Source organism: Streptomyces sp. NPDC029169, assembly GCF_055563935.1.
On the sequence record NZ_JBVHXA010000027.1, the window covers coordinates 1 to 21865 of the forward strand.

Annotated in this window: 18 protein-coding genes and 1 rRNA gene; 10 read left to right on the forward strand and 9 right to left on the reverse strand. The window is 71.2% G+C overall.

What is annotated here, in order from left to right; translation table 11 throughout:
- Positions 1–66 (forward strand): 5S ribosomal RNA (gene rrf, locus ACZ4VI_RS33465); the annotation flags it as partial.
- A 102-nt stretch (positions 67–168) separates the two neighbouring features.
- Here the strand turns inward: rrf and ACZ4VI_RS33470 are convergent.
- Genes ACZ4VI_RS33470 through ACZ4VI_RS33490 form a run of 5 tightly spaced genes read right to left on the reverse strand, consistent with a single transcriptional unit; the run spans position 169 to position 5597 of the window.
- Entirely contained in the window at positions 169–1479 is a 1311-nt protein-coding gene (locus ACZ4VI_RS33470) for a DUF58 domain-containing protein (protein WP_468005490.1), read from the reverse strand.
- 12 nt (positions 1480–1491) lie between these two features.
- Complete coding sequence (locus ACZ4VI_RS33475; RefSeq protein WP_468005492.1) at positions 1492–2472, reverse strand: AAA family ATPase; 981 nt, start codon at positions 2470–2472, stop codon at positions 1492–1494.
- Positions 2469–3674, reverse strand: coding sequence for a DUF4350 domain-containing protein (locus ACZ4VI_RS33480; protein ID WP_468005494.1), 1206 nt, complete (start codon positions 3672–3674; stop codon positions 2469–2471). Before ACZ4VI_RS33480 ends, ACZ4VI_RS33475 begins: the two co-directional genes overlap by 4 nt.
- Complete coding sequence (locus ACZ4VI_RS33485; RefSeq protein WP_468005496.1) at positions 3671–4360, reverse strand: DUF4129 domain-containing protein; 690 nt, start codon at positions 4358–4360, stop codon at positions 3671–3673. Before ACZ4VI_RS33485 ends, ACZ4VI_RS33480 begins: the two co-directional genes overlap by 4 nt.
- Before the next feature lie 4 nt (positions 4361–4364).
- Entirely contained in the window at positions 4365–5597 is a 1233-nt protein-coding gene (locus ACZ4VI_RS33490; RefSeq protein WP_468005498.1) for a DUF7847 domain-containing protein, read from the reverse strand.
- A gap of 462 nt (positions 5598–6059) precedes the next feature.
- Here ACZ4VI_RS33490 and mtrA point away from each other — a divergent pair, with 462 nt between their 5' ends.
- From mtrA to ACZ4VI_RS33520, 6 genes are all read left to right on the forward strand, one after another.
- Positions 6060–6737 (forward strand): two-component system response regulator MtrA, encoded by a 678-nt coding sequence (gene mtrA, locus ACZ4VI_RS33495; RefSeq protein ID WP_028804982.1) that lies wholly within the window; start codon positions 6060–6062, stop codon positions 6735–6737.
- A gap of 1 nt (position 6738) precedes the next feature.
- Complete coding sequence (gene mtrB / locus ACZ4VI_RS33500; RefSeq protein ID WP_468005500.1) at positions 6739–8769, forward strand: MtrAB system histidine kinase MtrB; 2031 nt, start codon at positions 6739–6741, stop codon at positions 8767–8769.
- 241 nt (positions 8770–9010) lie between these two features.
- Positions 9011–10783 carry an LpqB family beta-propeller domain-containing protein gene (locus ACZ4VI_RS33505; RefSeq protein WP_468005538.1) on the forward strand — a complete coding sequence of 591 codons (1773 nt, stop codon included), beginning with the start codon at positions 9011–9013 and terminating at the stop codon, positions 10781–10783.
- 92 nt (positions 10784–10875) lie between these two features.
- Entirely contained in the window at positions 10876–11667 is a 792-nt protein-coding gene (locus tag ACZ4VI_RS33510; protein ID WP_468005502.1) for a ComF family protein, read from the forward strand.
- 294 nt (positions 11668–11961) lie between these two features.
- Positions 11962–12642, forward strand: coding sequence for a ribosome hibernation-promoting factor, HPF/YfiA family (hpf, locus tag ACZ4VI_RS33515; protein WP_468005504.1), 681 nt, complete (start codon positions 11962–11964; stop codon positions 12640–12642).
- Positions 12643–12848: 206 nt separating this feature from the next.
- Positions 12849–13604, forward strand: coding sequence for a response regulator (locus ACZ4VI_RS33520; RefSeq protein WP_468005505.1), 756 nt, complete (start codon positions 12849–12851; stop codon positions 13602–13604).
- Positions 13605–13786: 182 nt separating this feature from the next.
- Here the strand turns inward: ACZ4VI_RS33520 and ACZ4VI_RS33525 are convergent, their stop codons facing one another.
- Positions 13787–14950 (reverse strand): winged helix-turn-helix domain-containing protein, encoded by a 1164-nt coding sequence (locus ACZ4VI_RS33525; protein ID WP_468005507.1) that lies wholly within the window; start codon positions 14948–14950, stop codon positions 13787–13789.
- 59 nt (positions 14951–15009) lie between these two features.
- Positions 15010–15591 (reverse strand): GNAT family N-acetyltransferase, encoded by a 582-nt coding sequence (locus ACZ4VI_RS33530; RefSeq protein WP_468005509.1) that lies wholly within the window; start codon positions 15589–15591, stop codon positions 15010–15012.
- Between the two features lie 264 nt (positions 15592–15855).
- Here ACZ4VI_RS33530 and secA point away from each other — a divergent pair, with 264 nt between their 5' ends.
- Complete coding sequence (gene secA, locus ACZ4VI_RS33535; RefSeq protein WP_468005511.1) at positions 15856–18654, forward strand: preprotein translocase subunit SecA; 2799 nt, start codon at positions 15856–15858, stop codon at positions 18652–18654.
- A gap of 78 nt (positions 18655–18732) precedes the next feature.
- Here the strand turns inward: secA and ACZ4VI_RS33540 are convergent, their stop codons facing one another.
- The gene (locus ACZ4VI_RS33540) at positions 18733–19077 is read right to left on the reverse strand and encodes an Rv3235 family protein (RefSeq protein WP_468005513.1); all 345 of its coding nucleotides are present in this window, start codon (positions 19075–19077) and stop codon (positions 18733–18735) included.
- A gap of 499 nt (positions 19078–19576) precedes the next feature.
- Here ACZ4VI_RS33540 and ACZ4VI_RS33545 point away from each other — a divergent pair, with 499 nt between their 5' ends.
- Both ACZ4VI_RS33545 and ACZ4VI_RS33550 read left to right on the forward strand, forming a co-directional pair.
- The gene (locus tag ACZ4VI_RS33545; RefSeq protein ID WP_468005515.1) at positions 19577–20083 is read left to right on the forward strand and encodes a DUF6912 family protein; all 507 of its coding nucleotides are present in this window, start codon (positions 19577–19579) and stop codon (positions 20081–20083) included.
- A 46-nt stretch (positions 20084–20129) separates the two neighbouring features.
- Positions 20130–20789, forward strand: coding sequence for an HAD family hydrolase (locus tag ACZ4VI_RS33550; protein WP_468005516.1), 660 nt, complete (start codon positions 20130–20132; stop codon positions 20787–20789).
- A 282-nt stretch (positions 20790–21071) separates the two neighbouring features.
- On the opposite strand, the gene ACZ4VI_RS33555 is transcribed toward ACZ4VI_RS33550, so the two are convergent.
- Complete coding sequence (locus tag ACZ4VI_RS33555) at positions 21072–21626, reverse strand: DJ-1/PfpI family protein (RefSeq protein WP_468005518.1); 555 nt, start codon at positions 21624–21626, stop codon at positions 21072–21074.
- Positions 21627–21865 lie beyond the last annotated feature (239 nt).

The following is a 21865-nucleotide window of genomic DNA, read 5'->3' on the forward strand; positions in this document are numbered from 1 at the left end:
GCTAAGCCTTTCAGCGCCGATGGTACTGCAGGGGGGACCCTGTGGGAGAGTAGGACGCCGCCGAACAATCATTGTGGGAAAGCCCCGCACCATCTTGGTGCGGGGCTTTTCTGCGTTCAGGATCCATTTTCTAACCGTGTGGCTCCCTTGCGGGAGCCACACGCGTCTTCAGAGTCGCCCGGCCGCCTTGAGGGCCAGATAAGCGTCCGCGAGGGCGGGCGCGAGGTTCTCCGGGGTGGCGTCGACGACCGTGACGCCGTGGCGGCGGAGCTGGTCCGCGGTGCGGTGGCGCTGAGCCTGGGCCTGGGTGGCTGCAGCGGCTTCGTAGACGGCGTCGATCGTGCCGCGGCCGGCCGCCATGCGGTCGGTGTGCGGGTCGGCGACAGAGGCCACGAGCACCGTGTGGCGCTGCGTGAGCTGCGGGAGGACCGGGAGGAGGCCCTCCTCGATCGGGGCCGCGTCGAGGCTGGTGAGCAGAACGAGGAGCGAGCGGCGCGGGGCTCGGGCGAGGGCGGTGGCCGCGAGGGCGCGGGCGTCAGTCTCCACGAGTTCGGGCTCGATCGTGGCCAGGGCGTTCACCACGGCGGGCAGGACATCGCCGGCCGAGCGGCCCTGTACCTGGGCGCGGAGGCGGCGGTCGTAGGCCAGGAGGTCGACGCGGTCGCCGGCGCGGGAGGCGAGGGCCGTGAGGAGAAGAGCGGCGTCCATGGCAGCGTCGAGGCGGGGGACGTCTCCGACGCGGCCTGCAGAGGTTCGGCCGGTGTCGAGGACGATCAGGATGTGACGGTCTCGCTCGGGGCGCCAGGTGCGGACGGCGACGGTGGTCTGTCGTGCGGTGGCCCGCCAGTCGATGGAGCGGGTGTCGTCGCCCGGTACGTACTCGCGGAGGCTGTCGAACTCCGTGCCTTCGCCGCGGGTGAGGACGCTGGTGCGGCCGTCGAGCTCGCGGAGGCGGGCCAGTCGTGACGGCAGGTGCTTTCGGCTCGCGAACGGCGGGAGGACGCGGAGCGTCCACGGCACGGTGTGGTTGCCCTGCCGGGCGGCCAGGCCGAGGGGGCCGTAGGAACGGACGGTGACGCGTGCGGCCTGACGGTCGCCTCGGCGGGTGGGGAGCAGTGACGTGGTGATGCGTCGGCGTTCGCCTGCGGGGACGGTCAGCTTCTGCCGGGACGCGGTCTGTTCGGTGCCGGGGAGCCAGCTGCTGGGCGGCCAGGCGTCGCGGAGCTGGGCCCGGAGGCGGCGGCGGGAGCGGTTCGTGACCGTGAGCTGGACCTCCGCCCCGTCACCCAGTCGAACTGTTGTGTCACCACTTCGGGTGAACTGGAGCGTTCGCACTGGCGCGGCCATCGCGTAGTCGCACAGAATTGCGAGTGAGAGGGGCGCGTTCACCGCGAGCATCCCCGTCCAACTGGGGGCGAGGATGCCGACGGGGAGCGATCCGAGGGCGGCGAGCAGCGCGGTTCGTCCGGTGAGGGCCATGGGGCGCCGTTCTCAGCGGGGTACGGGGACGTGGGCGAGGATCGAGTTGATGACGGAGTCGGCGGTGACGCCCTCCATCTCGGCCTCGGGCCGCAGTTGGACGCGGTGGCGGAGAGTGGGGAGAGCCAGGGCCTTCACATCGTCCGGGGTGACATAGTCCCGGCCGGTGAGCCAGGCCCAGGCGCGGGCGGTGGAGAGCAGGGCGGTGGCGCCTCGGGGGGAGACCCCGAGGGTGAGCGAGGGGGATTCACGCGTGGCACGACAGATATCGACGACATAGCCGGCGATCTCGGGGGAGACCGAGGTCTTGGCGACGGCATCGCGGGCGGCCTCGAGTTCGGCGGGGCCGGCGACCGGGCGGACTCCGGCGGCCTGGAGGTCGCGGGGGTTGAAGCCGTTCGCATGCCGGGTCAGGACGTTGATCTCGTCCTCGCGGGAGGGCAGAGGGACCGTCAGTTTCAGCAGGAAGCGGTCGAGTTGGGCTTCGGGGAGGGGATAGGTGCCCTCGTATTCGACAGGGTTCTGGGTTGCCGCGACAAGGAACGGGTCGGGCAGTGGACGGGGGGTGCCGTCGACGGTGACCTGACGTTCCTCCATGGCCTCGAGGAGGGAGGACTGGGTCTTGGGGGGCGTGCGGTTGATCTCGTCGGCGAGCAGCAGGTTGGTGAAGACCGGACCGGGCTGGAAGGAGAACTCGGCGGTACGGGCGTCGTAGACCAGTGAGCCGGTGACGTCGCTCGGCATCAGATCGGGGGTGAACTGGACGCGCTTGGTGTCGAGTTCGAGCGTCGCGGCGAGCGCACGGACCAGCAGCGTCTTGGCGACGCCGGGGACTCCTTCGAGAAGGACGTGGCCTCGGCAGAGGAGTGCGACGACGAGTCCGGTGACGGCGGGGTCCTGGCCGACCACGGCCTTCCCGATCTCGGCGCGCAGGGCCTCCAGGGAGGCGCGGGCGTCCGAGGTCGTACGGGTCTCGGGGGTCGGGGCGCTCATGAGGTGCGTACCTCTCTTTCGAGGGCGTCGAGTTGGTCCGCCAGGCGGATGAGAGCGGCGTCGTCGGCGGGAGCCGGGCCGAAGAGAAGGTCCCTGGGGTCCGCGGCGGTCCCGGAGAGCCGGGCGGAGAGCGCGGGGAGCAGGGTCTCGGGGGAGTGGGCGTCCTGAGAGGCGACGCCGAGCAGAGGGGCGATCCGGGTGCGGGTCGCGGTGCGCAGGACGGAGGCGGCGCGGTCGCGCGCGTTGCCCTTGCGGTAGAGGCGGGCGCGGCCCTCGGTGGCTTCGGAGGCACGGATGGCGACCGGGAGGGGTTCGGTCACCAGCGGGCCGAGGCGGCGGCCCCGCCAGATGGCGGCGAGGAGGGCGGCGAGGGCGAGTTGGAGGGTCCCCCACAGCCAGCCCGAGGGGACGAGCGAGAGGAAGTCGTCGGTGGTGCTGTCCGGGGTCTCCCCCGGGGCGCCCTCGGTGACGGAACTGTCGGAGAGCGAAGGGAGGTACCAGACGAGATGAGGGCGGGAGCCGAGGAGTTGGAGGGCGAGCGAGGCGTTGCCCTGCTGGTCGAGACGCTCGTTGTAGAGGATGTCGGCGGAGCCGAGGAGGACGGTGTCGCCGCCACCGGAGGCCGGTGTGACGACCAGGGTGGGCTGTCCGTCGGCGGGGTAGCAGGTGTCCGCGCCGTCGAGGGCGGTGTAGCGCTCGCCGCCGATGTCGACGCGGCCGGCGCGGACGGCGGCGGGGAAGGAGCAGGCGGGTTCACGGTCCGTCACCGACGTGCTGGTGGCGGCGGTGACCCCGGGGGCCAGGGTGCCGAGCGAGGCGTGGCCGGCGCCGACGAGGAGGGTGCGGCCGCCGGAGGTGGCCATGGTCCGGTGCAGCGTGGACTGTTGAGAGACGGTCAGCAGATCCGGGGTGGTGACCAGGAGGGTGCTGTCGGCGCCGGTGGCGGTGGTGACCTCGTCGAGGGTCGTGACCACCTGGACGGCGACGCCCTGGGCCTTGAGGATCTCGGCGACGGCACGGCTGCCGTTGGGGTCGGCCGAGCGGGGGTCGAGGCGGCCGTGCTGGTCGGCGGAGCGCAGGGTCGCCAGGGCGACGCCGCCTATGACGATCAGGGCGAGGACGAGGAGCACCCCGCGGGCCCTGGTCCAGATCTGACGGGGCGCAAGCGAGGCCGAAGTGGGGCTGGTACGCGGACGGCTCATTCGGGAGCTCCCGCGGTGACGGTGTCGAAGGAGGGCCTGGTCCGCTCCAAGGACGTGTCCAGTTCCTCGATGCGACGGTACGCCGGCTCGTCGGCCGTACGGCCACCGTATGTGACGTCGTCGAAGGAGCGGGCCGCGGCCCGGAGTTCGTCGGTGTGCGAGGGCAGGGCGCGGGCCGCCTCGGCGGCGGCCTCGTCGGCGGTGCGGCCGGGGCGGGGGTCGAGCAGGGTGCGCTCCTCCAGGGAGCGGACGATCGCCCGCATCCGTTCCTGGACGGCCTGGTTCCAGTGGCCGGCGGCGGCGTGCCGGGCGGCCGCCGCCCGGTGCTCGTCGGCCGTGCGGGGGCCGTCCTCGAACAGGGAGTCACCGGTGGCGGGGGTGCGCCGCGGTGTGTCGAGCCGCCACCAGAGCGCGCCGACCAGGGCGAGCACGACCACGACGATCACGAGAAGTCCGAGCAGGCCGCCGGGGGTTGCTCCTGAGGCGGTGTCGAAGAGGCCGCCGACCCACTTCCAGAAGCGGTCGAGGGCGCGTTCGAGCAGGTTGGGGTCGTTCTCGTGGTACATCGGCTTGGACAGTTCCCGCTCCGCCGCCTCCCGTGCGGGGTCGCGGGGAATGTCCACCGGTACGTCGTCGGCGCCGCGTAGTGGCAGCCGCGCCGTGATCATGCCCCCCGTGTCGGTCACCCCGTCAGCCTTCGGTGGCCGGGTCGCCGGGAGCGGGGCCGTATCCGGGGACACCGGCGGCCCTGGCGAGTTCGAGGTCCAGGGCCTCGCGACGGATGCGCTGGTCGACGTAGAGGAGGACGGTCACACCGGCCGAGATCGGGTAGATGATCGCGTTGGTGATGACTCCGCCGATGCCGGTGATGATCAGGAACGACCAGCCGAACTCGGGGGTGGAGCCGGAGAGCAGGCCGCCGAAGCCGTCGCCGTCGACGGCGATCCCGATGAACGTGAACGGGATGGCGATGATCATCGCCACGAGGAGGAGCAGCAGCTGCGTCAGCAGCGTGATGCCGAAGATCCGCCACCAGGTGCCCTGGACCAGCTTGGCCGAGCGCTTCATCGACGCGAGGACGCCCTGCCGCTCCAGCATCAGGGCGGGGGAGGCCAGGCTGAAGCGGACCATCAGCCAGACGACGACCACCACGCCGCCCAGAGCGCCGAGGGCGATGAGCGCCGCGCCGGCCTCGGCACCCACGAGGATCCCGGGGAGCATGGCGACGAACATGATGGCCGCGCTCATCAGTGGCAGCAGCAAGGTCAGCCCGAGCAGCTGGAGCAGCCGGGGGCGGGCCTCCTGCCAGGCGGCACCGATCGAGACCGGGCGGCCGAGGACCGCGCGGCTGATCACCACCGTGAGCAGCGCGGCGCTCACCAGGGTGGCCATCAGGAGGATGAGGATCGCCGGGACCGAGGCGATGAGACTCGTCTGCACGGAGTCGCCGAGCTGGGCGATGGCCTCGTCCGGGGACGCGTCCGGGTTGATCTCGGGCTGCGTGGGGACGAGGTAGCGCTGGACGAGGATGTCGGCGACCTGGGCGATCACTGCGACGGTGACAGTGATCGTCAGGACGGTGCGCCAGTAGGTGCGCATCGTCGACACGGCGCCGTCGAGGATCTCGCCCATACCGAGGGGGCGCAGGGGGATCACACCGGGCTTGGCGGCCGGCGGCCTGCCCCAGTTCCCGTACTGCGGCGGGCCGCCCCAGCCCTGGCCGGGCTGGGGGCCGGACGCCTGGCCGGGGACGGGAGCCGGGGCGGTCGGCGGGGACCACTGTCCGGCGGGCGGCTGGTCCTTGGACCACTGCGGGGCGGAGCCGTTCGCGTCACCGGGCGTCGCGGGCCGGGGAACGCCGGAACCGTCCTGGCCGTCGGAGGGAGCAGATCCGGGCGAGGTCCAGCCCGGAGTGTCGTTCACGGTCGTCCACCTCGAGGAATGGTCGCGGGGCCGGCTCGGCGAGCCGGCGCGGTCTCAGTGGCCGATCCCCGGTGGGGGCGGCGGGCCGTGAGCCATCGTGCCACGAGGGACCCACCGGTGGGCGGGGGCCGGTATTACCTTTCCGGCCTTCTGCGGCGGAGGTCCGGGGGCAGATGGGGCGGATGCCTGATCAGTACGTACAAACCGCAGCGGCGGGGGTGTGGCGGCGGGTGGGTGTCCGATCCCCGCGAACTGGTGCGAGTCGCTCCATGGGCCAGGTGGGGGCGCTCGGGGTACGGTTCAAGGCGGCCGACGGGGGCCACGGGGGTGACATCCATGTCTGGCATCAACACCCACGGACAGGGGCGACCGGCGGTGGAGACGATCACGGACGTCGCCGCTGGTCAGTGAGGTATCTCACCAGCCGCCTTGAGACTGATACGGAAATGGGATGATGTCGATATGAAGGGACGCGTTCTTGTCGTCGACGACGACACCGCACTGGCCGAGATGCTCGGCATTGTGCTGCGGGGTGAAGGGTTCGAGCCGTCGTTCGTCGCGGACGGCGACAAGGCGCTCGCCGCATTCCGGGAGACCAAGCCGGACCTGGTACTGCTGGACCTGATGCTGCCCGGACGGGACGGCATCGAGGTGTGCCGGCTCATCAGGGCCGAGTCCGGGGTGCCCATCGTGATGCTGACCGCCAAGAGCGACACCGTCGACGTGGTGGTGGGTCTCGAGTCCGGGGCCGACGACTACATCGTCAAGCCGTTCAAGCCGAAGGAGCTCGTCGCCCGTATCCGGGCGCGGCTGCGGAGGTCCGAGGAGCCCGCGCCGGAGCAGCTCGCCATAGGCGATCTGGTCATCGACGTGGCCGGTCACTCGGTGAAGCGGGACGGGCAGTCCATCGCCCTGACGCCGCTCGAGTTCGACCTGCTCGTCGCGCTGGCCCGTAAGCCGTGGCAGGTGTTCACCCGTGAGGTCCTCCTCGAGCAGGTCTGGGGCTACCGGCACGCGGCCGACACCCGGCTGGTGAACGTGCACGTCCAGCGGCTGCGCTCGAAGGTCGAGAAGGATCCGGAGCGGCCGGAGATCGTGGTGACCGTCCGCGGTGTCGGCTACAAGGCGGGGCCGAGCTGACATGAGCGCAGGCAGTACTGCTCCGAAGCCCGGGGAGCCGGGGTTCCGGTCGGGGCGGGCTGCCGGACCGGGGCGGGGGGGCTCGCGATTCGGCCGTCTGCTCCAGGACGGGGCGCCGGGCGGATCAGCCCTCCGGCTGCTCGTGCGCTGGGTGCGCCGTCCGCTGCTCCCGGCCGTACGGCTGTGGCGGCGGAACATCCAGCTGCGGGTCGTCGCGGGCACGCTGCTGATGTCCCTCGGTGTGGTGCTGCTGCTCGGCCTGGTCGTCATCGGCCAGGTCCGCAACGGTCTCCTCGACGCCAAAGAGAAGGCCGCCCAGAGCCAGGCCGCCGGTGGTTTCTCCGCCGCCCAGGACAAGGCGGCGACCACGCCGTCCGGGCCGGGCGGGCAGGAGGGCGGCCGGGCCGGTTCCTCGCTCACCTGGCGCTCCACGCTGGTCGAGCAGCTCGCCAGTGGTGGCCAGAGCGCGTTCAACGTGGTCGCGCTGTCCCTGGAGGACTCGGACGGGCCCGCGAGCCGCGGCGCCCGTGCCTCCGGTGAGGTCGATCCGGACTCCAGCATTCCCACCGAGCTGCGGCACTCCGTAGCCCAGGGCGCGGGCACGTTCCAGACGTACACCCGGATCCACTACACCAACGGCAAGGAGTCCGAGCCCAGCCTTGTGGTCGGCAAGCGGCTCAACGATGCCGAGGGCACCCAGTACGAGCTGTACTACCTCTTCCCGCTGACGCAGGAGGAGGATTCGCTCACCCTGGTCAAGGGCACGCTGGCGACCGCCGGACTGTTCGTGGTCGTCCTGCTCGGCGCCATCGCCTGGCTCGTGGTGCGCCAGATCGTCACCCCCGTGCGGATGGCGGCTGGCGTCGCCGAGCGGCTGTCGGCCGGCCGTCTGCAGGAGCGGATGAAGGTCACCGGCGAGGACGACATCGCCCGGCTCGGTGAGGCCTTCAACAAGATGGCGCAGAACCTCCAGCTCAAGATCCAGCAGCTGGAGGAGCTCTCGCGGATGCAGCGGCGGTTCGTGTCGGACGTGTCGCACGAGCTGCGTACGCCGCTGACGACGGTACGGATGGCGGCCGACGTCATCCACGAGGCCCGTGTCGACTTCGACCCCGTCACCGCCCGCTCCGCCGAACTGCTCGGCGACCAGCTCGACCGATTCGAGTCGCTGCTCGCCGATCTGCTGGAGATCAGCCGCTTCGACGCGGGAGCGGCGGCCCTGGAGGCCGAGCCGATAGACCTGCGCCAGGTCGTACGACGGGTGATCGGCGGCGCCGAGCCGCTCGCCGAGCGCAAGGGCGGCCGGATCGTGGTCGTCGGCGACGAGCAGCCGGTCGTGGCCGAGGCGGACGCCCGCCGGGTCGAGCGGGTGCTGCGGAACCTGGTGGTCAACGCGGTCGAGCACGGCGAGGGCCGGGACGTGATCGTCAAGCTGGCCGCGGCCGGCGGGGCCGTCGCCGTCGCCGTGCGGGACTACGGGGTGGGCCTCAAGCCGGGCGAGGCGACCCGTGTCTTCAACCGCTTCTGGCGGGCCGACCCTGCACGCGCGCGTACCACCGGCGGGACGGGCCTGGGCCTGTCGATCGCGGTCGAGGACGCGCGGTTGCACGGCGGCTGGCTCCAGGCCTGGGGAGAGCCCGGCGGCGGCTCGCAGTTCCGGCTCACCCTGCCGCGCACCGCGGACGAGCCGCTGCGCGGATCCCCGATCCCGCTGGAGCCGGAGGACTCGCGGCGCAACCGCGAGCAGAGCCAGGCGCAGAGCCGGGCACGGATCCAGGCGCAGGGGCGCGGCGAGGGGCAGGCGCGGGAGAGCGGGCCGCGCCCGGTGTCGTTGCCGGTGCAGCCCGCGGGAGACCGTCCGGCCCTTCCCGTACCGCCGCGGCTGCCGCCCGTGCAGCGGGCCACGGTGGACCCGACGGCGCTGCCGGGCAGTGGCGCCCGGGTGGTCGCGCGGACGGCGGCCGAGGCGGACGGCAGTGAGGTGATGGCGTCGACGAACGCCGAGGGGGAGGACGGGACACGTGGGCGCTGACTTCCGAGGAGAGCGGAAGGCGGCCGACGGGCTTGGGGGGCGAGGGACTTCCCCGGTCCGACGGGAGGCACGGGAGACAGCGGAGAACGGCCGCGTCGACCAGGCCCGCGGCACGGGCGGCAGCGGGGAGCTGTCCGCCGCGCGCACGCCCGCGCGCCCGGCCGCCCGGTCGTCCGCCCGTACCGTGCGGTCGAGCGTGCTGCTGGCGTGCGGCGGGCTGCTGGTGGCCGGCTGCGCGACGATGCCCGACAGCGGGGACGTACGCCAGGTCAAGGCGTCCAACCCGGGCGACTCGCAGGTCCGTGTGTATGCCGTGCAGCCGCGGGAGAACGCGGAGCCGGACGAGATCGTCGACGGCTTCCTGGAGGCCATGACCAGTGACGATCCGGGTTTCGCGACGGCCAGGAAGTATCTGACGAAGGAGGCCGCGCGGAGCTGGAAGCCGGATCAGAGCATCACCGTGCTCACGACCGCGCCGGACCGCGAGCAGGCCGACCGGCGCGCCGATCCCGAGGGCCAGGGGCGGTCCTATCCGATCCACGGCCGGCAGATCGCGACCGTGGACGCCCGGCACGCCTACCAGCCGAGGAACCCTGCCGAGTACCGGGACTTCATCCACGTCGTGCAACAGCCCGCGGCGGACGGCAAGGGCAAGGAGTGGCGCATCGACCACCTTCCGCCCGGCCTGGTGCTCAGCGAGGCTGACTTCCAGCGCAACTACCGCTCCGTCAACACGTACTACTTCGCCTCCGGAGAGGACTGGGTCGTCGCCGACCCGGTCTACATCCGGCAGCGGCAGGACCCGGTGACCCGGATGGATCCGGTGACGCAGACCGTGAAGGCGCTGCTCGAGGGGCCGACGAACTGGCTGAAGCAGGCCGTCGATTCACGTTTCCCCTCCGGTACGCGGCTGAAGGAAGGTGTCACCACGCTCGCGACGGACGACCAGTCCACGCTGAAGGTGCCGCTCAACGCCAAGGCGGACCATGTGGGCGGGGAGGTGTGCCGGCGGATGGCGGCTCAGTTGTTGTTCACGCTCGGCGATCTGACGTCCGTACGGGTCGAGCAGGTGGAGCTGCAGCGGGGTTCCGACGGCGGACGGCTGTGTGTGCTGTCCAAGGCGCAGGCCGAGGAGTTCGCGCCGGTGCGCGACTCGGGCCGGGCGGAGAACCCGTTCTTCGTCGACGAGCACGGCACGCTGAAGACGCTGCCGATCGGCGGCAAGGAGGACGCGGAGGCGGACGCGACGCTGGGGCCCTTCGGCAAGGGCGCGACACCGCTGCGGTCGGTGGCGGTCGACCGCGACGAGAGCCGCGCGGCCGGGGTCGGCAAGGACGGCCGCGAGCTGCGCGTGTCGTCGATCCTCTCCGACCACGAGCTGCGCCCGGCGCTGCTGACGAGCACCGCGGCCCGGCCCGAGGACCGCTTGTCCGCACCGAGCTGGGACGGCCGGGGCGATCTGTGGGTCGCGGACCGCAACCCCGCGAAGCCGCGGCTGTGGATGATTCCGGACGGTGAGGGAGAGCCCGTGGAGGTACGGGCGCCCTGGCTGACGGACGGCGCGCGCGTCGAGTCGCTGCGGGTCTCGGCGGACGGCGTGCGGATGGCCCTGCTCCTGAAGGAGAAGGACGGCGGCACCACGCTGAAGATCGGGCGCGTGGAGCGTGAGGACGACGGGACGCGGCCGACGGTGTCGGTCGTGGACCTGCAGCCCGTGGCTCCGCGCATGGAGACGGTCACGGCCGTGTCCTGGGCCGGTCCGAGCAGGCTCGTCGTCGTCGGCAAGGAGGCCGGCGGGGTCCAGCAGGTGCGGTACATCCAGACGGACGGGGCGACCTCGGCGACCTCGGTGCTGCCCGGACTCAACGGGGTGACGGCGGTCGCCGCGCCGAACGACGACAAGGCCCCGGTGGTCGCCGACTCCGGCAACGACGGCATCGTGCGCCTGATGCCCGGCGCGAACTGGCAGCGGCTGGTCAAGATCGCGGGCTCCTCGCCGGTCTATCCGGGCTAGCGCCGTCCGGCTGTCCCGGCCCGGCCCCGCCCCCCGTTCACCCGTTTTCCACAGGGGTGGCCGGGTGGGTCCGGCGGGAGGACAGTGGAGCCATGCGGGGGTGGTGGCGCGAGATCGCCGGGCTGGTGCTGCCGGTCGCCTGCGGAGGCTGCGGCAGGCCTCGTTCGGAGCTGTGCCCGCGCTGCCGGGCGGAGCTGACGGACCACGGACCGCGCCGGGTGAGGCCCCTGCCCGAGCCGGCCGGACTGCCGATGGTGCATGCCGCGGCGCCGTATGCCGACGCCGTACGTTCCGTGCTCCTGGCCCACAAGGAACGCGGCGCGCTCTCCCTCGCCGGACCCCTCGGCTCCGCGCTCGCCGGCGCCGTGGAGGCGGCTGCCGGGCGCTGTGACGGCTCGGGGGCGGATTCCCTTCTCCTCGTACCGATGCCCTCCTCCCGGCGCTCGGTGCGGGCACGTGGCCACGATCCGACGAGGCGCATCGCGCTGGCCGCCGCGGGCCGGTTGCGCCGTCGGGGGCGGGCCGCACGGGTGATTCCGGTTCTGCGCCAGCGCCGTGCCGTCGCGGACCAGTCCGGGCTCGGCGCCCCCGGGCGGTTCGCCAACCTCGCCGGGGCGCTGGAGGTCGTGCCAGGCGGCAGCCGGCTCATCGAGCGCGGGCGGGTGGTGCTCGTGGACGATCTGATGACCACGGGCGCCTCGTTGGCGGAAGCGGCGCGGGCACTGAGTGCCGTACACCCGCCGTTCATTCCGGGATCGCCCGGAGGTGACAGGGAAAGCGGATTCGTACAGCAGGTGGCGGCGGTGGTGGCCTGTTCTCCGTCGTCGTTCGATATAAACCGGAACCGTCCGGGACGTTGCATCGTTGCAGGTGATGAGAGGTGAAAACACCCGTACGGAGGTATGTGGCTGCAGCGGGTGCCGACACCCGACCGAACGAGCTATGTTCGGTTGTGAGGAATGGCGAATGCTACGCCTCACCGAATGCACGGGTGCGCCGACAGGACAGGAGTTCAGGGCGAATTAACCTCAGGTTGGTGGGGTGGGGATCTTGCCGACTGGGGAGGAGGAGGTGAAAGTCGCCAAGTCCGAGGCTCCGGCATTCACCGGAGTCTGGTGCAAAGGGAGATGCTCAGCGGCCGAGGAGCCGGCCTGAGCGATCCGGGAACGGAGTTCTGCGTGGACATCGTCGTCAAGGGCCGCAAGACCGAGGTGCCCGAGCGGTTCCGCAAGCACGTGGCCGAGAAGCTGAAGCTGGAGAAGATCCAGAAGCTCGACGGCAAGGTGATCAGCCTCGACGTCGAGGTGTCCAAGGAGCACAACCCGCGGCAGGCCGACCGGTCCGACCGCGTGGAGATCACCGTCCATTCCCGAGGCCCGGTGATCCGGGCGGAAGCGGCAGCAGGCGACCCGTACGCAGCGCTCGACCTCGCCCACGGCAAGCTCGAGGCGCGACTGCGCAAGCAGCACGACAAGAGGTTCACGCGCCGTGGCAACGGCAGGCTGTCGGCGGCTGAGGTCGGTGCTGTGGTGCCGGGCGCCGCTCAGCTCAACGGAAGCGGCGAGCTGATCGGCGAGGAGGCCGCCGGAGTGCCCACCACGATGATGGGCACGATCGAAGTACAGGGCGAAGGCCCCCTGGTGGTCCGCGAGAAGACGCACACGGCCGCCCCCATGACCCTCGACCAGGCGCTCTACGAGATGGAGCTCGTCGGTCACGACTTCTATCTGTTCGTCGACTCCGACACGAAGCAGCCGAGTGTCGTCTACCGGCGACACGCGTACGACTACGGCGTCATCCACCTGGAGACCGACCCGCTCGCCGCGGGTGGCGGCGCCGGTGGTGCCCTCGGCGGCTGACCCGCAGCCGCAGCACCACGTCCCCATCGTCCGTCACGGTGCCCCTGGAGCGCCCCTTGCGCCCCCAGGGGCACCCCCGTGCGACCACGGGATCACCGCATCGTCGTCCGGGCATGAAATCATGGCGTGCACGCCAACCGGTGCTCCAAGAGCAGCGGTTGGAGGACCGAACACGAATTCAGGCCACGGCCTCAGGGGGAGGAACGATGGCGGACAGCTTCGGGCCGGTGCACAGCGGGCGGGAGTCCGATGGCGCGGCTATCCCCGAGGGATCGGATTCGGACAGCGGGGAGTCCCGCAAAGAGCCGATCCGGGTCCTTGTGGTGGACGACCATGCCCTGTTCCGCCGGGGCCTGGAGATCGTCCTCGCCCAGGAGGAGGACATCCAGGTCGTCGGAGAGGCGGGTGACGGGGCCGAGGCCGTCGACAAGGCCGCGGATCTGTTGCCCGACATCGTCCTGATGGATGTCCGGATGCCCAAACGTGGCGGTATCGAGGCCTGCACCTCCATCAAGGAGGTGGCCCCCAGCGCGAAGATCATCATGCTGACGATCAGCGACGAGGAGGCCGATCTGTACGACGCGATCAAGGCGGGCGCGACCGGATATCTCCTGAAGGAGATCTCCACGGACGAGGTCGCCACCGCGATTCGCGCGGTGGCCGACGGCCAGTCGCAGATCAGCCCCTCGATGGCGTCCAAGCTCCTCACCGAGTTCAAGTCGATGATCCAGCGGACGGACGAGCGCCGGCTGGTCCCGGCGCCCCGGCTGACCGACCGCGAGCTGGAGGTCCTCAAGCTCGTCGCGACCGGAATGAACAACCGGGACATCGCGAAGGAGCTGTTCATCTCCGAGAACACGGTGAAGAACCACGTCCGGAACATCCTGGAGAAGCTGCAGCTGCACTCCAGGATGGAGGCGGTCGTGTACGCGATGCGGGAGAAGATCCTCGAGATCAGGTGACGTCCTGCGCCCGGAGCACCCCCTGCTGGGGGTCCGGGGGTCGCCCCCCGGGGGATGCAGTCGCGATGCGAGAGAAGATCCTCGAGATCAGGTGACGTCCTGCGCCCGGAGCGCCCCCTGCTGGGGGTCCGGGGGTCGCCCCCCGGGGGATGCAGTCGCGATACGGGAGAAGATTCTCGAGATCAGGTGAGGGCGGCTGTCAAGGCTGCCGTGAGGTCCGGGCGGTTCGTGCGGTCGATGCGGACCGCGTCGCAGCCCACCCATTCGGCCGCCTCACGCAGCGCCTGGGCCATCGGGGCGACCGCCTTCGCGGAGTCCAGTGACACCTGGCGGGCCACCAGCGTGCGGCCCTCACGTGCCGGGTCGACCCGGCCCAGCAGCCTGCCGCCCGCGAGCAGCGGCATCGCGAAGTAGCCGTGCACGCGCTTCTGCTTCGGCACGTACGCCTCCAGGCGGTGCGTGAAGCCGAAGATCCGCTCCGTCCGCGGCCGCTCCCAGATCAGTGAGTCGAACGGCGACAGGAGCGTCGTACGGTGCCGGCCGCGCGGCTCGCTCGCCAGCGCCGCCGGATCCGCCCAGGCCGGCTTGGACCAGCCCGCCACCGTGACCGGGACCAGACCCGAGGCCTCCACCACCGCGTCGAACTGCTCGCTCTTCAGCCGGTGGTAGTCGGCGATGTCCGCGCGCGTGCCCACCCCCAGCGCCTCGCCGGCCTGCCGCACGAGCCGCCGAAGGCACTCGGTGTCGTCCAGTTCGTCGTGGAGCAGGGCGTCCGGGATCGCCCGCTCGGCCAGGTCGTAGACCCGCTTCCAGCCGCGCCGCTCGGTGCACACCACCTCGCCGTACATCAGCGCCCGCTCGACGGCGACCTTCGACTCGGACCAGTCCCACCACTCGCCCTTGTTCTTCGCACCGCCGAGCTCCGTCGCGGTCTGCGGGCCCTCGGCCCGCAGCTGCTTGATCACCAGGTCGTACGCGCCGTCCGGCAGCTGGTGGTTCCAGTGCGGGCGGGAGCGGTAGGCGCGGCGGCGGAAGGCGAAGAGCGGCCACTCCTCGACGGGCAGGATGCAGGCCGCGTGCGACCAGTACTCGAAGGCGTGAGTGTCGGTCCAGTACGCGTCCTCGACCTTCGTACGGCCCACGGCGCCGAGCCGGGCGTACGGGATCAGCTCGTGCGAGCGGGCCAGCACGGAGATCGTGTCGAGCTGCACCTGCCCCAGGTGCCGCAGGACGCCTCGCACGCCCGCGCGGCGGTCGGGCGCGCCCAGGAATCCCTGGGCGCGCAGGGCGATCCGGCGGGCTTCGTCCGCGGACAGTTCGACGACAGGCGGCAGGACAGTGGTCATGATCCGCACCCTAGAGGGCGGCACTGACACTCCGGCCCCGGGTTGCTCACACCGACTCCTCATGCCCCCGGCCGCGGAGCCGGCAGGTACGGCAACGGGCTCGGCAGTCCCAGGTCCGAGGGGAGCAGCGAGCCCACCCAGGTGTCCCGCAGGACGCCCTTGTTCGGCAGCCCGGCCCGCAGCACGCCCTCCATCCGGAAACCGGCCTTCTCGGCCGTCGCCCGCGAGCCCACGTTGCCGACCTCGGCCCGCCACTCCAGGCGCGTACAGGCCAGGTCCGTGAAGGCCCAGCGGGCCAGGGCCAGGACGGACTCGGTCATGTAGCCGCGGCCGCGGTGCTCCTTGGCCGTCCAGAAGCCGACCTCCCAGCCGCCGGAGCGCGGGTTGTGGAGCGCGGCGGCGGCGAGGATCGGGCCGCCTTCCCGGGGGCGTACGGCGAACGTGTACTCCGTGTCGTTCCGCCAGCCGTCCGGGACCACGCGGTTCAGGAAGAACTCGGCGTCCTGACGCCCGTAGGGCGAGGGCACCGTCGTCCAGCGCTGGATCTCGGGGTCCTGGCAGATGGTGTGGACCTCGTCGGCGTCCTCCGGCCCGAACGTGGCGAGGGTCAGACGTTCCGTGGTCAGTGTCTTCGGCTCCATGACGGCATTCTGGTGACCGGACCGGCCGGAAGCGAACAGTTTCAGGGGGTTCCGGAAGCGAACACTTTTCGGGCCCTGCGGCACCTTCGGCGCGTCTCGTGCGTTCTCATTCCGGGCAGCGGTGACGCTCCGGCCCTTCGGGCCTCCCGGCGCGGCGGCGGTCTCGCTTACGATGGCCGTTGCGGTGGGGACCACCTGCCGTGCCCGCGCCCGAGTCCATCACACGACCAGTGCCAGGCCCGACCGGCAAGGAGACCAGCCTCAGTGTCCGTCTTCAACAAGCTCATGCGTGCAGGCGAAGGCAAGATCCTGCGCAAACTGCACCGCATCGCGGACCAGGTCAACTCCATCGAAGAGGATTTCGTCAACCTCTCCGACGCCGAGTTGCGGGCTCTCACCGATGAGTACAAGCAGCGGTACGCCGACGGTGAGAGCCTCGACGACCTGCTCCCCGAAGCCTTCGCGACCGTCCGCGAGGCCGCCAAGCGCGTCCTCGGCCAGCGTCACTACGACGTCCAGATCATGGGCGGCGCCGCCCTCCACCTCGGCTATGTCGCCGAGATGAAGACCGGTGAGGGCAAGACCCTCGTCGGCACGCTCCCGGCGTATCTGAACGCGCTGTCCGGCAAGGGCGTGCACCTGATCACGGTGAACGACTACCTGGCCGAGCGCGACTCCGAGATGATGGGTCGCGTCCACAAGTTCCTGGGCCTGACCGTCGGCTGCATCCTCGCCAACATGACGCCCGCCCAGCGCCGTGAGCAGTACGCCTGCGACATCACGTACGGCACGAACAACGAGTTCGGCTTCGACTACCTGCGCGACAACATGGCGTGGTCCAAGGAGGAGCTCGTCCAGCGCGGTCACAACTACGCGTGTGTCGACGAGGTCGACTCCATCCTGGTCGACGAGGCCCGTACGCCGCTGATCATCTCCGGCCCGGCCGACCAGGCGACCAAGTGGTACGGCGACTTCGCCAAGCTGGTCACCCGCCTCACCAAGGGTGAGGCCGGAAACCCGCTCAAGGGCATCGAGGAGACCGGCGACTACGAGGTCGACGAGAAGAAGCGCACCGTCGGCATCCACGAGGCCGGCGTCGCCAAGGTCGAGGACTGGCTGGGCATCGACAACCTCTACGAGTCGGTGAACACCCCGCTCGTCGGGTACCTGAACAACGCCATCAAGGCCAAGGAACTGTTCAAGAAGGACAAGGACTACGTCGTCATGGACGGCGAAGTCATGATCGTCGACGAGCACACCGGCCGTATCCTCGCCGGCCGCCGCTACAACGAGGGCATGCACCAGGCGATCGAGGCGAAGGAAGGGGTGGACATCAAGGACGAGAACCAGACGCTCGCCACGATCACCCTGCAGAACTTCTTCCGCCTCTACGACAAGCTCTCCGGCATGACCGGTACGGCCATGACCGAGGCCGCCGAGTTCCACCAGATCTACAAGCTGGGCGTCGTCCCGATCCCGACGAACAGGCCGATGATCCGCAAGGACCAGTCGGACCTGATCTACCGGACCGAGGTCGCCAAGTTCGCCGCCGTCGTCGACGACATCGCGGAGAAGCACGAGAAGGGCCAGCCGATCCTCGTCGGTACGACGTCGGTCGAGAAGTCCGAGTACCTCTCGCAGCAGCTCTCCAAGCGCGGCATCCAGCACGAGGTGCTCAACGCCAAGCAGCACGACCGTGAGGCGACGATCGTCGCCCAGGCCGGCCGCAAGGGCGCCGTCACCGTCGCCACGAACATGGCCGGCCGAGGCACCGACATCAAGCTCGGCGGCAACCCGGACGACCTCGCCGAGGCGGAGCTGCGCCAGCAGGGCCTGGACCCGGTCGAGCACGTCGAGGAGTGGGCCGCGGCCCTCCCCGCCGCCCTGGAGCGCGCCGAGAAGGCCGTGAAGGCGGAGTTCGAGGAGGTCAAGGAGCTCGGCGGGCTGTACGTGCTGGGCACCGAGCGCCACGAGTCGCGCCGGATCGACAACCAGCTCCGCGGCCGTTCCGGCCGTCAGGGCGACCCGGGCGAGTCCCGCTTCTACCTCTCCCTCGGCGACGACCTGATGCGCCTGTTCAAGGCCCAGATGGTCGAGCGCGTCATGGCCATGGCCAACGTGCCGGACGACGTGCCGATCGAGAACAAGATGGTCACGCGCGCGATCGCCTCCGCGCAGTCGCAGGTCGAGACCCAGAACTTCGAGACGCGTAAGAACGTCCTGAAGTACGACGAGGTGCTCAACCGGCAGCGCGAGGTCATCTACGGCGAGCGCCGCCGCGTCCTGGAGGGCGAGGACCTGCACGAGCAGATCCGGCACTTCATGGACGACACGATCGACGACTACATCCGCCAGGAGACCGCCGAGGGCTTCGCGGAGGAGTGGGACCTCGACCGGCTCTGGAACGCGTTCAAGCAGCTCTACCCGGTGAAGGTCACCGTGGAGGAGCTGGAGGACGCGGCCGGCGACCGTGCGGGCATCACGGCCGAGTTCATCGCCGAGTCCGTCAAGGACGACATCCACGAGCAGTACGACGCCCGTGAGAAGTCGCTCGGCTCGGACATCATGCGTGAGCTGGAGCGCCGCGTGGTCCTCTCGGTGCTCGACCGCAAGTGGCGCGAGCACCTCTACGAGATGGACTACCTGCAGGAGGGCATCGGCCTGCGGGCGATGGCGCAGAAGGACCCGCTGGTCGAGTACCAGCGCGAGGGCTTCGACATGTTCACCGCGATGATGGAGGGCATCAAGGAGGAGTCCGTCGGCTACCTGTTCAACCTGGAGGTCCAGGTCGAGCAGCAGGTCGAGGAGGTCCCGGTGCCTTCGCTCACCAAGGAGGAGGCCGTGCCGGCGCCCGCCGGGCGTCCGGAGATCCGCGCCAAGGGTCTTGAGGCCCCGCAGCGTCCGGACCGGCTGCACTTCACCGCGCCGAAGGTGGACGGCGAGGGCAGCATCGTCGAGGGCGACTTCGTGAGCGAGGACGCCTCGGCCGGCGGTGACGGCCTGACGCGGGCCGAGCGTCGCAAGGCGCAGAAGACCAGCGGCGGGCGTCGCCGCAAGAAGTAACCCCCGGTGGGGGAGGAGGGGCCGGACACCTGGTGAGGTGGTCGGCCCCTTCGTCGTGGGTGGGCGGTGAGGGGTGTCTCATGGGCGGGCTTGCGCGGGCACGCGCGCGTGGAGGCCGTCCAGCTCTACGGCGGCGCAGCGCCAGCGGCCGTCGGCGCCCTGCTCCAGGCGGAAGGCCATGGCCCTGACGCGCTCGCCCGTGGCGATGGTCGCGAAGGCCTCCATGGCGCCCTGGCTCCGCTGGACGTAACAGCTGCGGAGGACAGGGCGGATGGCATGCCCCTCGAAGGGAGCCATGGGGGCGAGCTGGACCAGCTGCTCGTACGCCTCGCCCACGGTCTGGCCCAGCATCCAGTGAACGGGGCGGCTGCCGCTCAGGACGAGCAGGAGACGCTCGGCGAAGTGGGCATGGGTGGGCAGCATCCGCGGCGCCGTACGGACGCGGGAGGAGGTTGCGGGGCGCGTGCCCGCAGAGCCGCGGGGCCCGGTGCCGGCGGGGCCGCGAGGAGCGGAGCGGGGACGGGGGGTACGGGGGCGCGTGGTCGAGGCGGCCGGATCCGGGCGGGTGTGTGTGGGGGACGTGGGGGTGGTGGTCGCGTGGGTGTCGGTCGCTGTCGGCGCGATCGTCGTGGTGGTGCTGTCCATGGGGGTCCCCGCTTCCGTATGCGCCCGGCGGTCTACCGGGCGGTAACTTCTGTTGGGGATCTTGTACGGGCGGGCCTCGCGGGCTCGCAAGGCGGAGTGGACGCCCGGGCGGCCGTTCGGCCGGTTCACCTATCAGAGTGACGGGGCGGCCTTACGGGTCTGCCGGCGCGGGGCGCGGGGATGCCTCGGGTGGACCGACGAGACGGCGGCCTGAGGACCCCGAAGGGGGACTCCGCACGTATCCTGAGGGCGTTTCCGACTACGAAAGCGGCCAGCCATGCGCGTGTACGTCCCCCTGACCCTCCCCGGTCTCGCACAGGCGCACAAGGCGGGCGAACTGGGCCCCGGCCCGCTGACCGCCTACGCCGTCACCCCCGCCCTGCGCGAGTGGTACGTCTCGGACGACATCGAGGAGCTCGAGTACGCGGCGCTCAGCCGCGCCGCGGCCGCTTCGCTGCGCCAGCTCGCCGGGGACCCCTCGGCCGCGCGGCGCCGGATCGTCGTCGCCGTCGACGTGCCGGACAAGGATGCGGTCGTCGACCCCGACCGGGGGCTCGACGTCGGGTCGCTGGGCGAGGTCCGTATCGCCGAGGCCGTACCGCTGTCCAAGGCCGCGGCCGTTCACGCCGACGCGGACGACGCGGAGGCGGACGTCTCGGCGGCGGCGGACGCGCTGGGCGCGGCGGACCTGGGCGATGACGACGCGCAGTTCGTCGTCGACGGCGCCGAGGACCACGAGCTGCTCTGGTACGGGGTGCAGGAGATTCCCGGGCTGCTGGGCTGAGCTTTCTCGTCCGGGCTGTCGGTGGGTGCAGGTACCGTGGCTTCTCATGGGGAAGCACGGTAAGCACCTGGTCTGGGACTGGAACGGCACGCTGCTCGACGACATCGAGGCGGTCATCGGGGCGACGAACGCGGCGTTCGCCGAGCTGGGCCTTGAGCCGATCACGCTCGCGCGGTACCGCGAGCTGTACACGGTGCCCGTGCCGAAGTTCTACGAACGGCTGATGGGGCGGCTGCCCACGGACGCCGAGTGGGTGCTGATGGACGGCGCCTTCCACCGGCACTACTGGCAGCGGGCCGACGGGTGTGGGCTGACGGCCGGGGCGGCGGAGCTGCTGGCCGCGCGGCAGGAGTCGGGGTTCACGCAGTCGCTGCTCTCGCTGGCGCCGCACGCGGAGCTGATACCGCTGGTGCGGAGGCACGGGATCGAGGAGCGGTTCGTCCGGGTGGACGGGCGGGTCGGGTCCTCGACGGACGGGAAGTCCGCGCACATGGTCCGTCATCTGAAGGCGCTGGTGGGCGTTCCGGCCGATCGGGTGGTCGTCATCGGGGACGCGGCGGACGACGCGCGGGCGGCGGCGCATGTGGGGGCGCGGGCGGTTCTGTACACGGGCGGGTCGCACAGTCGGCGGTCGTTGCAGGCGGCGGGGGTGCCGGTGGTGGACTCGCTGGCGGAGGCGGTGGCTGTCGCGGAGGAGCTGGCGTAGGGGGCGGTGCGGGGCCGGTCCCGGCCGGTGGGTGTGCGCCCGGCCTCTGGCCGGGCTGGGGTTCCCACCCGCACCGCCCGTGCGACTGAGATGTCGACTGCGGGTCGACCCGCTGGTGGCTGAGCGCCGTCGGCAGCTGCGGCTGCGGCGCCGCGCGCCGCCCGCCGCGCGCCGCCCGCCGGCGGCTGCGGCTCCCGCTGCGCGGCCGGCAGCCGCCGACCCGCGACGTCGGTCCCGCCCCGCGTCAGCCCTTCGTCTCGCCGGCAGCCCCGCGCCCCGCCGTCAGACCGTCCCGCGTAGCACCTTCAGGAATTCGCGCATCCAGGTCGGGTGGTCCGGCCAGGCCCTGGAGGAGACCAGGGTGCCGTCGACCACCGCCTCCGTGTCCTGGAAGGTCGCGCCTGCCGCCTGCATGTCGAGTTCCAGGGCGGGGTACGACGTGACCCTGCGGCCCTCCAGGCTGCCGATCGCCGCCGTCAGGAGGGGGCCGTGGCAGATCTGGGCCACCGGCTTGTCCGCGTCGAAGAAGGACTTCAGGATCTTGCGGAGCTCCGGGTCGTTGCGGAGGTACTCCGGCGCCCGGCCGCCCGGGATCACCACGGCCACGTAGTCGCCCGGATCCACCTCCGAGAACGCCAGGTCCGCGGGCCAGGTGTAGCCCGGCTTCTCGGTGTACGTGTCGTAGCCCGGCTCGAAGTCGTGGACGACGAAGCGGAGCTGCTTGCGGGCGGGGGCCGCGATGTGGACCTCGTACCCCTCCTCCAGGAGGCGCTGGTACGGGTACATCACCTCCAGCGACTCCGCCGCGTCCCCGGTCACGATCAAGATCTTTGCCATGTCGACTCCCCGAGCCCGGATGGTCGTGCCCCCGCGGTCCACGTTGCCCGCGACGGCCCGCTTTGCCAAGAGGACATGTGTCGCTGTCCATAACGTCAAACTTCCACCCCCTCTTTTGTACACATACGGACCATGACGACACGGGGGGCGGGAGCGATAGGCTTTTCCCGTGATCAGCGCGATACGCCGAGGGGGCAGCGAAGCCCCCGGCTCTCGCCCGGTCCGCTACCGCGGCCGGG